10 protein-coding genes and 1 pseudogene are annotated in these 16,085 nt (G+C 64.7%); 8 read left to right on the top strand and 3 right to left on the bottom strand.

The genetic code is table 11. The features are described 5' to 3' along the window. Positions 1-67: 67 nt before the first annotated feature. From RX331_RS02365 to RX331_RS02355, 3 genes are all read left to right on the top strand, one after another. The gene (locus RX331_RS02365) at positions 68-748 is read left to right on the top strand and encodes an OmpA family protein (protein ID WP_317255066.1); all 681 of its coding nucleotides are present in this window, start codon (positions 68-70) and stop codon (positions 746-748) included. Positions 749-892: 144 nt separating this feature from the next. Then, the gene (locus RX331_RS02360; RefSeq protein ID WP_317255065.1) at positions 893-1,816 is read left to right on the top strand and encodes an efflux RND transporter periplasmic adaptor subunit; all 924 of its coding nucleotides are present in this window, start codon (positions 893-895) and stop codon (positions 1,814-1,816) included. After that, on the top strand, positions 1,816-4,977 hold the full coding sequence (locus tag RX331_RS02355) for an efflux RND transporter permease subunit (protein ID WP_317255064.1): 3,162 nt from the start codon (positions 1,816-1,818) through the stop codon (positions 4,975-4,977). The genes RX331_RS02360 and RX331_RS02355 overlap by 1 nt, the downstream gene beginning before the upstream one ends. Before the next feature lie 261 nt (positions 4,978-5,238). Here RX331_RS02355 and RX331_RS02350 read toward each other — a convergent pair whose 3' ends face one another. Further along, positions 5,239-5,913, bottom strand: a complete 675-nt coding sequence (locus RX331_RS02350) for a Crp/Fnr family transcriptional regulator (RefSeq protein ID WP_317255063.1) — start codon at positions 5,911-5,913, stop codon at positions 5,239-5,241. 219 nt (positions 5,914-6,132) lie between these two features. Between RX331_RS02350 and RX331_RS02345 the strand changes: the two genes are divergently transcribed. Next, on the top strand, positions 6,133-8,199 hold the full coding sequence (locus tag RX331_RS02345; RefSeq protein ID WP_317255062.1) for an AsmA family protein: 2,067 nt from the start codon (positions 6,133-6,135) through the stop codon (positions 8,197-8,199). 212 nt (positions 8,200-8,411) lie between these two features. Next, complete coding sequence (locus RX331_RS02340; RefSeq protein ID WP_317255061.1) at positions 8,412-10,883, top strand: adenylate/guanylate cyclase domain-containing protein; 2,472 nt, start codon at positions 8,412-8,414, stop codon at positions 10,881-10,883. Between the two features lie 27 nt (positions 10,884-10,910). Here the strand turns inward: RX331_RS02340 and RX331_RS38660 are convergent, their stop codons facing one another. After that, on the bottom strand, positions 10,911-11,171 hold the full coding sequence (locus RX331_RS38660) for a DUF1127 domain-containing protein (RefSeq protein ID WP_410708354.1): 261 nt from the start codon (positions 11,169-11,171) through the stop codon (positions 10,911-10,913). A 289-nt stretch (positions 11,172-11,460) separates the two neighbouring features. Here RX331_RS38660 and RX331_RS02330 point away from each other — a divergent pair, with 289 nt between their 5' ends. Next, a complete protein-coding gene (locus RX331_RS02330) occupies positions 11,461-12,363 on the top strand; it encodes an efflux RND transporter periplasmic adaptor subunit (protein WP_317255059.1) in 903 nt (300 codons plus the stop codon). A gap of 147 nt (positions 12,364-12,510) precedes the next feature. After that, positions 12,511-12,791, top strand: a pseudogene (locus tag RX331_RS02325) (GIY-YIG nuclease family protein). Between the two features lie 188 nt (positions 12,792-12,979). Here the strand turns inward: RX331_RS02325 and RX331_RS02320 are convergent. Beyond that, entirely contained in the window at positions 12,980-13,819 is an 840-nt protein-coding gene (locus RX331_RS02320) for a caspase family protein (RefSeq protein ID WP_317255058.1), read from the bottom strand. Between the two features lie 418 nt (positions 13,820-14,237). On the opposite strand from RX331_RS02320, the gene RX331_RS02315 reads away from it, so the two are divergent. Next, positions 14,238-15,971, top strand: coding sequence for a hypothetical protein (locus tag RX331_RS02315; protein ID WP_317255057.1), 1,734 nt, complete (start codon positions 14,238-14,240; stop codon positions 15,969-15,971). Positions 15,972-16,085: the final 114 nt, after the last annotated feature.

Genomic DNA, 16,085 nt, shown 5'->3' with positions numbered 1-16,085 from the left:
ACCTAAAGGTCCGGCAGCGTTGGATGGATATTGGAACCGCGTGGGAAGCCCGCAGGAGGGACAGGTAATGGCACATTTCTCGGCAAGGAAAACCCTTACCGCAATAGTTTCGGTTGCAGCGCTCGGCGCCGCCGCGCCCTTGAGCGCGGGCAGCGCCCTGGCGCAGGACAAGAACGTCACCGAGGACCAGATCATCCGCGCGCTGACGCCGGAAAAGAAGGCGCCGCTCACCCGCGGCCTTTCGGCCGGCCCGCAGCACACGGCCGATCCGGCCGTCGCCGCCGCCGAGAACAAGGTGGTTCAGAAGTTCCGCGGCCGCTCCACGCGTTCGCTCTCAATCGCGGAACGCGAGGAAATCGCTGCCATCGTCCAGGACAAGCCGAAGATCGATCTGGAGATCAATTTCGACTACAACTCCGCTGACATCAGCACGAAGTCGCTGCCGTCGGTACAGGCGCTCGGCCGCGCGCTCACCAACAATGACCTCAAGGGCTCGACCTTCGTAGTCGCGGGCCATACCGATGCGGCCGGTGGCGATGCCTATAATCAGGATCTCTCCGAGCGCCGCGCCGACGCGATCAAACGCTATCTCGTCGACAAATACGGCATCAACGGTACCGATCTCGTGACCGTCGGCTATGGCAAGAGCAAGCTCAAGGACCCGAGCCAGCCGCTCGCGGAAGTGAACCGACGCGTGCAGGTCGTGAACATGGAAAACAAGGCCACGACGGCGAACGCAGCCAAGTAAGGGGCGTGGCGTCGACCTCTATTTTGCGGCTACAATACGTCCCGCAGCCCCCATGCGGGACGTATTCGTTTTGGGCTCCATTACCGGCCTTGCAGCCGGCAAAACACCCTGTTTGATTGACTTGCAGTCTGGATTGATCCGGCGATGAAGTTTTCCGAATACCTTAAACCTGCGCTTGGAACGGCCTTCGTTGTCATTGTGGCGGCCGGCTACTACTGGTTCGAGAATCGTCCCCACGCCGAAGAGAAGGAGACACCAGGCCAGGCGCTGGTGATCGTGACCAAATCCACCAATGCGTGCTTCTCCGACATGGTGCGGGTCACCGGCTTCATCGTTCCGCGCCGCGAAGCGCAGATCGGCGTCGATCAGGAAGGCTCTCGGGTCACCGATCTTCTGGTCAAGGAAGGCGATACGGTCACCGAAAATCAGGAACTGGTGCGCCTCACCGCGCCGCCGCAAATCCCGGGCGCGCCGGCCGGCAGGCCCGGACCGGTCGTGCTTCGCGCGCCCGCGGCCGGTCTCGTCACCGAAGTCAGGACCGCGGTCGGCGCACCGGCCTCGCCGCAGGCCGGCCCGATGCTGCGCATTTCGGTCAACAATGAAATCGAGCTGGAGGCCGAGGTGCCGAGCGTGCATCTGCTCAAGCTCAATCCCGGCGCGACCGTGCGCATCAGCCGCGACGACGCGCCCGACGTGGTCGGCAAGGTCCGCCAGATCTCGCCGCAGATCGACCGCGCCACCCAGCTCGGCAAGGTCAGGATTTCGCTGAACAACAATCCCTCGCTCAAGGTCGGCATGTTTGCGCGCGCCAATATCGACGCCAAGCGCTCCTGCGGCGTCGCCGTGCCGCGCACTGCGATCGACCGCCTGACGCTGCAGGTGGTGAAGGGCAACACGATCGAGACGCGAAAGGTGCGGGTCGGCCTCACCTCGGAAACCTCGACTGAAATTCTTGAAGGCCTCGACGTCGGCGAAATCGTTGTGGCCGATGCTGGCACCTCGCTGCATGACGGCGACCAGATCAAGACCATGTTCGCCGACGAACTCGAACGCACGCGGGCACGCTAATGGCTTTGAATATCTCGGCTTGGTCGATCCGGAACCCGCTTCCCTCGATCGTCTTCTCAATCATCCTGCTGGTGTTGGGCTGGGCCAGCTTCACCAAGCTCGCCGTGACGCGACTTCCCAGCGCCGACATCCCCGTGATCTCGGTCGCGGTCGCGCAATTCGGCGCGGCTCCCTCCGAATTGGAAAGCCAGGTCACCAAGACCATCGAAGACGGCGTCTCCGGCGTCGAGGGCGTGCGGCATATTTCGTCGTCGATTACCGACGGCCTGTCGGTGACGACGATCCAGTTCGCGCTGGAGACCAACACCGACCGCGCGCTCAACGACGTCAAGGACGCCGTCACCCGCGTGCGCGCCAACCTGCCGCAGAACGTCAACGAGCCGCTGATCCAGCGCGTCGACGTGATCGGCCTGCCGATCGTCACCTATGCGGCGATCTCGCCCGGCAAGACGCCGGAGCAGCTTTCGTACTTCGTCGACGACGTCGTCAAGCGCGCGCTGCAGGGCGTGCGCGGCGTGGCGCAGGTCGAGCGTATCGGCGGTGTCGAGCGCGAGATTCTGGTCTCGCTCGATCCTGACCGGCTGCAGGCGGCGGGCCTCACGGCCGTCAATGTCAGCCAGATCCTGCGCGGCACCAATGTTGACGTCGCTGGCGGCCGCGCCCAAATCGGCAAGAACGACCAGGCGATCCGCACCCTGGCCGGCGCCAAGACGCTGAACGAGCTCGCTGGCACCATGATTCCGCTGTTCGGCGGCGGCGAGGTGCGGCTCGACGATCTCGGCACCGTCACCGACACCATCGCTGATCGCAGCACCTTTGCCCGCTTCAACGGCGAGCCTGTGGTGGCGCTCGGCATCAAGCGCTCCAAGGGCGCCAGCGACGTCAAGGTGGCCGAGGCCGTGCAGAAGCGCATCGATGCGCTGAAGGTTGCCTATCCCGACGTCGACCTGAAACTGATCGACACCTCGGTCGAATTCACCAAGGGCAATTATTTCGCCGCGATCTCGACCCTGTTCGAAGGCGCGATCCTCGCCGTCATCATCGTGCTGCTGTTCCTGCGCGACATCAGAGCGACCATCATCGCCGCGATCTCGCTGCCGCTGTCGATCTTCCCGGCGTTCTGGATGATGGACCTGCTGGGCTTCTCGCTGAACCTGGTCTCGTTCCTCGCCATCACACTGTCGACGGGCATCCTGGTCGACGACGCCATCGTCGAGATCGAGAACATCGTGCGCCATATGCGCATGGGCAAATCGCCCTACCGCGCGGCGCTCGAGGCCGCCGACGAAATCGGCCTTGCGGTGATTGCGATCTCGCTGACCATCATCGCGATCTTCGCGCCCGCCAGCTTCATGTCCGGTATCGCCGGACAGTTCTTCAAGCAGTTCGGCATCACGGTCTCGGTGCAGGTATTCTTCTCGCTGCTTGCCGCGCGCTTCGTCACACCGGTGCTGGCTGCCTACTTCCTCAAGGATCACCCGCACGAGGATCCGCCGCCCGGGCGAATCCTGCAGACCTACACCAGGCTGGTCACCTGGTCGGTGAAGCACTACTTCATCACGGTGCTGATCGGCTTTGGCGTCTTCGCCGCCTCGATCTGGAGCATCACGCTGCTGCCGCAGGGCTTCCTGCCGGCGCAGGACACCGCGCGCTCGCTGCTGGCGATGGAATTGCCGCCGGGCTCGCAGCTCGCCTACACCGAGAAGGTGACGGAAGAAATCGTCGCCCGTCTGCGCAAGCGGCCTGAGGTGAAGAGCATCTTCGTCGATGGCGGCCGGGTGCCGCCGGGAACGCAGGAAGTCCGCCGCGCCGCGCTGATCATCAATTACACGCCGAAGAAAGAGCGCAAGATCACCCAGCGGCAGCTCGAACTCGAGATCGGGCGGGAGCTGGAGAACGTCCCGGATATCCGCTTCTGGTTCCTCGACGAAAACGGTCTGCGCGCGATCTCGCTTGTTGTGACCGGCACCGACAGCAACATCGTCAACAACGTCGCCAGTGAGCTCGCGACGCAGATGAAGCGGATTCCGATCATCGCCAACGTGATTTCGGAAACCGCGCTCGACCGGCCCGAGCTTCGCATCCGCCCGCGCGCCGAACTGGCGGCGCGGCTCGGCGTCTCGACCGAAAGCCTGTCGCAGACGATCCGCGTCGCCACGATCGGCGACGTCGGTCCGGCGCTGGCCAAGTTCGACGCCGGCGACCGCCAGGTGCCGATCCGCGTCCAGCTCGAGGACAGCGCGCGCAGCGACCTGCAGATGCTGCAGCAATTGCGCGTGCCGCTCGGCCAGCGCGGCGAACGCGGCGGGGTGCCGCTGTCGGTTGTCGCCGACATCCAGCTCGATCAGGGCCCGACCAGCATCAGCCGCTACGACCGCGAGCGGCAGGCGACGGTGGCCGCAGACCTTGTCGGCACGGCAGCACTTGGTGACGCCACCAGAATGATCAACGAGCTGCCGGTGATGAAGAGCCTGCCCAAGGGTGTCAGGGTCAGCCCATCGGGCGATGCCGAAAGCCTGGCCGAACTGTCGGATGGTTTTGCGACCGCCATTACCGCCGGCCTGATGATGGTCTACGCCGTGCTGGTGCTGCTGTTCGGAACGTTCCTGCAGCCGATCACCATCCTGTTCTCGCTGCCACTCTCGATCGGCGGCGCAATTATCGCGCTGCTCCTGACCGGCAAGCAGCTCACCACGCCGGTGTGGATCGGCATCCTGATGCTGATGGGCATCGTCACCAAGAACGCCATCATGCTGGTGGAGTTCGCGGTCGAGGCCATCCGGGAGGGCAAGAAGCGCGACGTGGCCATCATCGACGCCGGCATGAAGCGCGCCCGCCCGATCGTGATGACGACGATCGCAATGGCCGCGGGCATGATGCCGTCAGCTCTGGCGTTCGGCGCCGGCGGTGAATTCCGCTCGCCGATGGCGCTCGCGGTGATCGGCGGCCTGATCTTCTCCACCATCCTGTCGCTGGTGTTCGTGCCGGCGATGTTCATGGTGATGGACGATATCGGCGCACTGTGCTGGCGGTTTGGCCGCAAGCTGCTCGTCTCCAGCGCCGACAGCGAGCCGACCGGCCACGGGCACGATCATCGCGGCGAGCCGCCCGCGAAGGGTCCGCCTGCGGTGCCGCCGGCGATCTGGCCGGCGGCGGAGTGAGGGCCTGTACCAAGATGTCGGAAATTCTCGATGTCGGGGAGGACCGCCGTCGTTATGATGATTCAAACGAACGCGGCTGGCCGTTCCGCTGGATGAAGTGAAAGCATGGGTTACGAGCTGGGGCTCGACGGATGAACTGATTCGTCCGCAACCGCGCAAGATTGTGCAATCGTAGCCCGGATGAGCGAAGCGACATCCGGGAATTTGCAAGATCGGCCCCGGATATCGCTTCGCTCAACCGGGCTACATTACTTTTGCGTCCTACTCGTTCCGTGCGACCGCCGTCAGCTTGGTCATGTTCTGCAGCAATATCCGTCCCCGCTGCAGGTCCAAAATGCCGTCCTTGCGCCAGAGCTGCAGTTGACGGTTGACGCTTTCGCGGGCGGCGCCGACGAAGACGCCGAGCTGTTCCTGCGAGATGTGCACCTCGGAGCCGAAATCGGAAGCGAGCGCGCAGAGCCGTCGCGCCAGGCGCACCGGCAGCGGCTGCAGCACCGATTCCTCCATCCGCTCGCTTTGCCAGCGGATGCGCTGGCATAGCAGCATGATGATCTTGATTGCAACCTTCGGCTCGCGTTCCAGGAAGGCGAGGAAATCCTCGCGCCGGAGCACGAACAGTTCCGTGGGCTCGCCCGCAGTCGCGTCCGCGGTGCGCTCCTGGCCATCGAGCACCGCGACCTCGCCGAAGAGATCGCCGGACCCCATGAAGTTCAGCGTCAGGCGGCTGCCGTCGGAGGCGCCGGTCTCGATCCGGATCTGTCCGCGCCGCACGCCATAGAGGGCATCACCGGGATCGCCCTTCTGAAACAACATTTCGCCGACGCCGAGCTGCTGGGTGTGGCAAAGGCCGGAGATGCGCTGCAATTCGTCGGCGCCCAAATCGGCAAACATCGGGTTCATTTTCAAAATGACCGCAAATTCGGCCTGTTTACTCATCGTATTGCCTTCCGGATCGAATTACCTTCCCCCGAATGCGCCGTTAGCAGGATTCCCCTGATGGTGAGTGTGTCATAAGTCACATAACAATGCAGCACCCCCGGAATATTTTTGGGTGCTGGGTCCTCCTCCCTTTCCGGGATAAACTTGCCTGAGCGGTTGCGCCCGCGGGTTGCACCCCCGAAATAAGTGCCGTTTTGCGCGGCCTGGAATATCGATATGAAAGCACTGAAAATTGTCGGCGCCGTCATCGTTGCCGTGATCGTCATCATCGCGCTGACGCTGGCGATCGGCATCCCCTCGGGTTTCCTGAAGAACGAAATCGCCGAGCGCGTCGAGCGCGAGACCGGCTACAAGCTCACCATCAATGGCGGCGCCAGGATCGGGCTGTGGCCGTCGCTCAACGTCACGCTGAACGATGTCACGCTGCAAAATCCGAAGGACAGCGACATCAACCGCCGCTTCGCTGCCGCGAGCATCGAAGCGGACGTGACGCTTGCGAGCCTATGGGCAGGCAAGCCGCACATCACCGAGCTCGCCATCATTCGTCCGGTGGTGAATCTGCCGCTGCGGCGCGAGCGTGTGAGGGATGCGGCCGCCACCCCGAAGCCCGCCGCCGGCAAGGCGCCGGAGGCCTTTTCGATCGAGCACATCAGCGTCAGCGGCGGCACCATCGTGCTCTCCAATGTGCGCGACCGCGTCGAGAACAGGATCGAGACCGTCAACCTCGACATCGTCGTCGATGCCAACCGCAAGGTCGCCCTGTCAGGTAGCGCGCGCAAGAACGGCAATCCGCTCAAATTCGATATCAAGGCAGCATTGCCGGCAGCGCCGGTCGAGCGGCAGAACATTCCGGCCGAGATCAAGATCGACGCGCCAGGCCTCCTGGAGGCCCAGCTCACGGCCAAGGCCGAAGCGCGCCTCAACGGTCCGATCGTGATGATCAACAGCGTGACCGGTACGCTCGGCGATGCGGCGTTCAACGGCTGGGCCTCGGTCGACCTGTCGAGCAAGCCGCTGGTCAAGCTCGATCTCGACTTCCAGAAGCTCGCGCTCGCATCGACAAGCAGCGGCAATACGTCGGGGCAGCCCTGGAGCAACGCGACGATCGACAACAATGGTCTCAACTATATTGACATCCAGGCGCGCATTTCGGCGACCGAACTCAGTATCGGCGACGCGCGTTTCGCGCGCGCCGCGATCGACGCCACGCTGGCAAGCGGCGTTTTGAGGGCCCGCGTTGCCAACCTCGGCGCCTATGAAGGCAGCGCCAGCGGCGATCTGACGGTCGACGTCTCCGCCGCCACGCCCACCTATGCGATGGGCGTCGACCTTACCGGCGTGCGCGCGTTGCCGCTGCTGCATGGCCTCGCGGATTTCGACAGGCTCGACGGCAGGATGCAGGCCAAGATCAGCGTGCGCTCTTCCGGCACCAGCCAGCGCGCGATCATGTCGAACATGGCGGGCACCGCCTTCATCGTGTTCCAGGACGGCGCGATCAAGGGGCTCAACGTCGCGCAAATGATCCGTTCGCTGACCGCGCGCCCACTGTCCGGCTGGCAGGAGAGCGAGGAGAAGGCGACCGACCTCTCGCAATTGTCAGCCTCGTTCAGGATCGACAAGGGCCAGGCGCAAACCACCGACCTCAACCTCGTCGGCCCGCTGGTCAAGATGACCGGCGTCGGAACCATCGCGCTCGACACCAAGCAGATCGGATTCCGCGTCGAGCCGAAGCTGGTGCTGACCACCGAAGGCCAGGGACGCACCGGCGATCCGGTCGGGCTCGGCATCCCCGTGATGATCGAGGGCCCGTGGGGAAACCCACGGATCTATCCGGAGATGCAGGGCATCCTCGACAATCCCGAAGCCGCCTACGCGAAGCTGAAGGAAATGGGCAAAGGCCTGTTCGGCGAGCAAGGCGCTGGGCTTGGCGCCGCGATCGGCAGCCTGCTCGGCGGACAGCCCGGCACGACCGGCGGACAGGGCGCCGCGGGCGGCCAGCCGCCGGCCAACAACCCGCTCGGCGGCCAGCTCGGCGAGACCATCGGCAATCTCCTGCAGCAGGGCCTCAGCGGATTTGGCCAGGGCGGCGGGGGCCAAAGTCCCGGCCAGGGCCGCGCACGTCCGGGTGGCCAGCGCAGCCTCGTCGGTCCGAATCCGCCCGATCAGGTCCCGGCGCAAGCCGCACCCTCCGAGCCGGCCGCGCCCATGCCGCCGGGCGATACGACGGCGCAGGAGGACAGCCAGCCGATGAACGAGGTGCTGCGGCAATTGTTCAACCGCTGATGCGCCTACTCCCTCCCCTCGCCCTTGCGGGGCGAGGTTGGGCTACGGCTGAATTTCCCTGATTCCAGCCTAAAATCCGGGCTAACCATGTTGGCGGACCCACAAATCCGTCTCCCAATTCGTGCTAAACAGGCCTCACGCCGGGCTGCCGAGACAGCGCGGCGCCAGCGACAAACCGATGCGCGCGCTCCGATGCGGCGCCGAGGGTCCGGATGAGCGAGGTCAAAGACAGAGTCTGGTTTCTGCGCGAAGGCCTGTTCGCCAAATACGTCGTCGCGCTGGTCGGGCTCGTCGTGTTCGTGCTGGCCGTCAACGGCGCGATGGAAATCTGGATCACCTATCGCGGCATCAAGAGCTCGCTGAACGACGGCATGTCCGAGAAGGCGGAGGCGACCGCCAAGCGGATCCAGCAATCGATGGCCGACCTGGAGCGGCAGATTTCCTGGGTGACGCGCGCGAGCGCTACCAAATCCAATGAAGCCCTGACGCTGGAGCAGCACCGGGAGGATTATGCGCAACTGCTGCGGCAGGTGCCGCAGGTGAGCCAACTCTCGTTCCTCAACAACCAGGGCCGCGAACAGCTTCGCATGACGCGCCAGATTATCACGCCCGGCAGCAACACGGATTTCTCACGGGATGTCAGGATCACCGAGACCGCCGCACGCCGCACCAGTTTCGCGCCGGCCTATTTCCGCGGGGAGCGCCCGTTCATGTCGATCGTGCTGTCGCATGCCGACGGCAGCATCACGCTGGCGGAGATCGACCTCGATTTCCTCTCGGAGTTCCTGATCGACGCCCAGATCGGCAGGGTGACCTATGCCTACGTCACGGACGCCAGGGGCGACGTGCTGGCGACGTCCTCGACCGGGCCGGAGATCGGCAAGAACCTGCTCACGCTGCCGCAGGTCGCCGCCGTCAGCAAGCCCGGCGGCGTCGCGCCGCTTTCGGGCACCGATGTCCGTGGCGATGCCGTGCTGACGACATCAAGCGTGGTGCCGAAGCTCGGCTGGCACGTGTTCTTCGAACAGCCGACGGCGCAGGCGCTGATGCCGATCCGCGACCAGCTGGTGCGGATCGCGTTTCTGATCGCGCTCGGCCTCGTGGTCGCGATCATTGCCGGCACCATCATGGCGCGCCGCATGCTGGTGCCGATCACGGCGCTGCAGGCCGGCGCGCGGCGGCTCGGCGCCGGCGATTTCGGCCACCGCATCGAGGTGAAAACCTCGGACGAGCTGGAAGAGCTTGCCCACCAGTTCAACAGCATGGCCGGCCAGCTTGCCGAGACCTATTCGGGCCTCGAAGCCAAGGTGAAGGAACGGACGCGAGACCTCGCGCAATCGATCAACGAGCTCAAGGTGCTCGAGGAGGTCGGCCGCGCCGTCGCCTCCTCGCTCGATCTCAACGCGGTGCTGCCCACCGTCGCCGCGCGCGCGCTCGAAATCACCCATGCCGACGCGGTGCTGATCTACACCTATGACGCCGGCAATCACCAGTTCTCGCTCACCGAATCGATCGGCATCGACAAGGCGGCCGAGGGCCGCCACCGCGCCATCGACGCCGACAATTCCCCGCTCGGCGAAGCCGCCACGTCTGGCGAGCCGATCGCCATCCCCCAGGTCGGCGCGGTTGCCGAACATCCCTTGCGCGACGTCGCGATCGAAGCCGGCTTCCACTCGGTGCTGTTGGTGCCGCTGGTCGACCAGACCGGCATCTTGGGATCGTTGGTGGTGCTGCGGCGGAACGAGGGCGAATTCTCCGACAACCTGATCGGCCTGATGAAGACCTTTGCGCACCAGGCGGTGCTGGCGATGCGCAACGCGCGGCTGTTCACCGAGGTGGACCAAAAGAGCCGCGAATTGCTCGCCGCCAACGACGTCGTGCGCCGGCAGGCCAGCAAGCTGCAGGACCAGACCGACCAGCTTCGCGACTGGAACCGCTCGCTGGAAGAGCGCGTCGAAACGCAGCTCGGCGAGATCGAGCGCATCCGGCGGCTGGAGCGTTTCCTGGCGCCGCAGGTGGCGCAGTTGATCGCCTCCTCCGACGGCCATGAGGGCCTGCTCGACAGCCACCGCCGCGAGGTCACGGTCGTGTTCTGCGACCTGCGCGGCTTCACCGCCTTCACCGAGACCACCGAGCCGGAAGAGGCGATGAACGTGCTGCGCGAATATCACGCCGCGCTCGGCGAGCTTATCTTCAAGTATGAAGGCACGCTTGACCGCTATGCCGGCGATGGCGTGATGATCCTGTTCAACGCGCCGATCCAGTTCGACGACCACACCGCGCGTGCGGTGCGGATGTCGGTCGAGATGCGCGACACCATCGGCGCCCTTACCGAGAAATGGCGCAACCGCGGCCACAATCTCGGCTTCGGCATCGGCATCGCGCTCGGCTATGCCACGCTCGGCCAGATCGGTTTCGAGCAGCGGCTCGAATATGCCGCGATCGGCAGCGTGACCAACCTCGCCTCGCGTCTGTGCGACGAGGCAAAGGCCAACCAGATCGTGGTGTCCAGGCGCGTCTACGGCATGGTCGAGCAGTGGGTCGAGGGAAGGCCGATCGACGATCTGAACCTCAAGGGCTTCAACCATCCGATTCTCGCCGCGGAGATCATCCGCTGGCGCGAGGAGGTCGACAACGTCGTGGATGCAACGGCGGCCGCAGCGCGGCGCAAGAAGATGCAGTAGTCGCTACCGCTCCGCCGCCCGTCCGCCTCAATGCCAACCCGGTTGCTGCATTCGCGCGCGGGTCTGCGCCAGATCTTCAAGATTGCCCTCGATCTGCGCGCGGCATATGCCGAGATCCGCAAGCGTGCGGTCGTCGAGTTGGTAAAGGGCGGCGCGGGCGGCGTGACGCTCGTGGCGCGCAATCACCGCTGCGAAGGAACGGTTGATGCAACGGCGCAGATGCGCCAGCCGAACCGCAGCCCGCAAGGCAAATGGCCTGGTGGCGGACGTCTGTATGTTGGTCAGCATTGTCATGGCTATGTTCTCCAATCCGGAATCCGGTAGCCCTGCCGGCCATTCTTTCTATCGAAGGCCTGCTGCCAGCATGGTGTCAGCAGACTTCGGCGGCCACGCCCACCCGCCGCAGCACGCGTGCCCGCCCGCGAAATTGAACATTTCCCCGCTCATCCAAGACAAAATCAGAGACCGGGAATGTGGAGCGCCTGCAACAAATCGCCGCCGCTATCGGCTTCATCAAGCTTGGCGCGAGCGCCGCCTTTCTGGTATCCAAAGCCCTGAATTTGAGAAGGAATTATCGATGCCCGCCCTTGCCGCGCGCGACCTTGCGCCGAAGCTCACGGCCCTCTTCGCCGTGGGCCTCGTCTGTCTTTCGGCTTCCGTTTCGCGCGCCGCCGACGAAGCCGACCCCGCCGCACCCAAGGGTGCCGCGGTGACCGTGCTCAAGGTCGCGAAATCCTGCTTCGCCAACACCGTCGAAGTCTCGGGCACCATCATTGCGCGCGAGGAGGCGCAGGTGCGGCCCGAGCGAATGGGACTGAAGGTCGCCGAGGTGATGGTGGACGCCGGCGACAGCGTCAGCGCGGGCCAAGTGCTGGCGAAGCTGAACCTGCCCGAGGGCGGACAGATGTCGGTGCAGGCGCCGGTCGCAGGGGTGATCTCGGCTTCCACCGCTTCCGTCGGCGCGATGGCCTCCGGCAAGGGCGAGGCGCTGTTCTCGATCATCGCGCGCGGCGAATTCGATCTGGTCGGCATGGTGCCGACGCGCGATATCGCAAAACTGCAGGTGAACCAGACCGCGCGGATCAAGGTGATCGGCGCCGGCGAAGTCGACGGCAAGGTGCGGCGTCTGTCGACCACCGTCGAGCCGAACAGCCAGCTTGCGCAGGTGTTCGTCGGCGTCACTACCAACCGCCGCCTGCTGGTCAATTCATCCGGCCGCGCGCAGATCAAGACCGGGCAGAGCTGCGGCGTCGCGGTGCCGCTGACCGCGATCCTCTACGGCACCGCCGGCACCGTGGTGCAGGTGGTGCGGCGCTCGCGCGTCGAAACAAGGCGCGTGGAGACCGGACTGATGTCGGCCGGCCAGGTCGAGATCACCTCCGGCCTGCAGGAAGGCGACGTCGTGGTGGCGCGCGCCGGCGCGCTGCTCCGCGAGGGCGATCCGGTGCGCCCGGTGATGGCCAGCGCCGACGCGAAATAAGTGGCGGACGCCCCAAGTCCGCCGTCGCCCCTGCGAACGCTGGGGCCCATAACCACCGGCCCTCGTTGTGTGATACAGCGTCTGCTACTGTGTCAAAGATAGATCACGCGGTATGGGCCCCTGCGTTCGCAGGGGCGACGGTGGGATATGTTCTACGTCTATATTCTCGCGAGCCGACGTTATGGGACACTGTATATCGGCGTGACCAATTCGCTGGCGAAGCGGATGGAGCAGCATCGCAATGGCGAAGGCTCTTCGTTCGTCAAGACCTACGGCGTTTACCGGCTGGTCTATCTGGAGGCTTTCGAACGGGCCGATGAAGCGATTGCGCGGGAGAAACATTCAAACGCTGGAAGCGGGACTGGAAGATCGAGCTGATCGAGCGCGAGAATCTGGAATGGCGTGATCTCAGCGATCTGATTGTTTGAATCAGTCCGCCGCCACCTCCACGATGTCGTCCTGCGAACGCAGGGGCCCATACGCCGCGGCCGGCGTTCGGCCCACCGATGCACAGAGCGCGTATGATTAACGCCAAGCCTCAGTCACCGCGCCCTCACGATGGATCACGCGGTATGGGTCCCTGCGTTCGCAGGGACGACGATGGGATGAAGCTTGCTTAGCCGCCGAGATGGATGTCTTCGAGCAGCGACGAGGAGACCTGCGGCACCTGCTCGCCATCGGAGGCGCGGGAAATCGAGATGCGGGTCTTGTTGAAGGCGCTGGCGGCGCTGGCCTGCGAGTCCAGATTGTTGAGCAGCTCGGTAACCAGCACGCTGTACTGGCCCTTGCCGTCGTCGGCGACCTTGCCCGGCGTCGCCGAGGTCAGGATCAGCGCGTTCTCCGGCGTCGAGATCGGGGCGAGGCCGTGCGAATAGGAGCGGAAGCGGCGCTCATAGGGATTGCGGCGGGAGGCGTCGACGACGACGAGCTTGGCCTTGGCGCCCTTCTCGGTCATCGTATCAAGCACCTGCTCGATGGAGACGCCATCGCGGCGGACGTCGGCTTCCTTCCAGATCGCGGCATCCACGGGGATCATGAAGCTTTCGCGGCCGACCTGCACGCCATAGCCGCCGAAGAACAGCATCGCGACGGTGTCCGGCTTGACCTTGGTCTTCAGGCGGGCGATGGCGCGCGCCATGTCGTCCTTGGTGGCATCCTCGACCACGTCGACGTCAAAACCCTTGGCCCGCAAGGCGGCGGTGAGGCCGCGGGCGTCGTTGATCGGCTGCGACAGCGGCGCCGAAGCGTCCGGATAATGGCCATTGCCGATGACGAGCGCCACGCGGCTCGCGCCGGCGCCAATCGAGCCGGTCTGCTCGGTGCCGATCGCCTTGGCGGCGTCGAGCGAACGCTTGTTCAGCGCCGCATGGGCGCCGATCGCCAGCGACACCAGACCGATCAAGGCCACAGCGATGGTGGCGGTGCGGCGGGAGATGTGGAGCTGACCGAGGTTCATCGCGTTTCCATTCCCAAGTTTGTCCAAAGCGCCAAACAAGATCGCGCCAGTTAGTCGCGTCAGGACCGTTCAGGTTTGATGGGGTTGCAAGCTGTGTGCCGTCCAATTGCGCTCAATTTGCGGCACCGCAACAAGCGGGCTTTTAGCCTGTCGGCCCCTCCCGAACAACCACCTTTGACGCATGCCTCCGGACCGCCGCCGATACTGGCGGAAGGTAAATTTTTACTAAGTGATTTACATCACATTTGTGTTTCTTGACGGATTTATATAGTTTTCAAGGGCTTGCGGGCCCAATCCGCCGGCGATGGCTGCGGGGACTCCCCATCGAGCCCGATCCGAATACCCCGAAACCTCCGGGGTATTACGGATCGTGCCTTAACGCAGCCCTCCCTTCACCGTTCCGGCGGAAAGAGACTGCATGGGTTTTTCTACGATTGCCGGAGCCACATTCCGCGCGCTGACCGCCCGGAAGAATGGCCCGTCCCTGTACGACGTCTGCGACCCCGTGCTGCTGAAATACCAAGGCGGCGACCCTCATCTCGGCAAGTTCTATCGGACCGCGCTGGGTAATCCGGCGCTGCGTCCGCTGCTCCGCCGCACCGGGCACCCGGCGCTGCGCGACGAGAAGCGGCTCGGCGCCGTGCGGGAGGCGCTGGTGCGGGCACGGGACGATGCCGAACCGGACTGGGCCGCCGTCGGCGCCCCGATCGCCGAGCTGATGGCTGATATCGGCGTGCGCCATCCGGCGCCCGGGCCGGTCACCACCCCCGGCCGGACGCCCGGGAAGAGCGAGATCGACCGGGTGATCCGCCGCTGCGCGAAGCATCTGCTGCAGTCCTTTGCCAAAAACGGCTTCATCCCGACCTATGCCGCGTTCAACCTGATCGGCGACCCTGATATGGGCGGACGCGAGATGCTGATGGCGCTGACCGGGCTGAATTCGCGCGGCTACAAGAATTCGACGCTGCTGTTTAGCCTGGCACGTATCTTCATCGCCCATTCGCCGGCGCGCGCTTTGATCAACCCGGCCTGGCGAGGGATCGCCGAACCGATGTGGGAGCCGGTGCAGATCCGACACCGCTCGGCCTATTACGATGCCTTCTTCACCGAGGCGCTCCTCAGCTACCTCGAAACCGGACTGGCAGCGGGCGACGAAGCCTCGGCATCGCGACGCGCGATTTCGGAGATGGTGGATTTCTGCCTGAAGACCTCGGTCGAGGAAGTGCCCGCGCATGACGGCTCGACGGTGCGCGTCATTACCGCGCTGGCGCCGGGTCCGCATCCGCGCTTCTCGCGCTTCTTCGCCCAGATCAAGCAGGATCTCGGCTTCGGCATCTACGTACCGGATTGCGACACCACCGCATGCTCGATCTCGGCAGCGACGCAGGCCGGCGCGACAGACCCGATCCTCGACCAGCCGCTGCTCGACTTCTATCGCGGCTACCAGGTGCGCGAAGGCGCCAACGAGCCGCGCGTCACCGTGCCGCTCAACGACAACATCGAGTACGAGGGCGGCGTCGTCACCTGGATCGACAATCTCGCCGGCGACCGGCCCTACGGCAACGACCTCGATCCCACCCTCAATCTCGACATTCTCGAAGTCTCGTTTCGCAACCTTAACCGCTGGAAGATCCTCGAAACGCCCGCGCGGCTGGAGACGGTGCGGCGCATCCTCGGCTTCCAGCGCAAGCTCGCCGAAAGCTATGCCTTCGCCAATCCGCGCTCGCACATCTATTATTTGCCGGAACTCTACTCCGCCTATTTCGGCCGCTGCCACGCCGCGTTCATGGCATTGTCTGCGGCGGCGCGGCAGGCAATCGATCCGGACGACGCGTTCGAGTTCATTCGCGGCCGCGTGCTCGGCTATGTCCAGGGCGAACTGATCGCGCGCGAGATGAACGCGTTCGATGCGGCGCTTGCGCTGATGGCGCTGGCGCATCTCGGCGCCGACGTCTCGACGTTTGCGCCGGCGCTCGCCTGCATCACGGCAAGCCTCGGCGAGGGCGGCAGGCATGGGCCGTACAAGGCCTATGAGTGGAACAAGATGAAGACGCCGACCCGGATTTTGGTCGGCGGCCCGGAAGTGACGTCGGCCTTCGTGCTGATGGGGCTTGCGTTGGCGAGAAGGAGAATGGCGGAAGATAAGGCGTGACACGCGCTTGCTCACCCTCCCATGGAGGGGTCCCTCCAGGGGAGGGGGACATCTCGCGGGAAGTTGAAAGCGGTGCGACGCAGCTGCTCTGGCAAGCGGCGCCTAATCTCCGCA

The sequence above is a fragment of the Bradyrhizobium sp. BWA-3-5 genome (assembly GCF_032917985.1).
In the GTDB taxonomy this organism is placed as follows: Bacteria; Pseudomonadota; Alphaproteobacteria; order Rhizobiales; family Xanthobacteraceae; genus Bradyrhizobium.
Note: the sequence above shows the minus strand (reverse complement) of the source record. Positions and strands in the feature narration are given on the sequence as shown.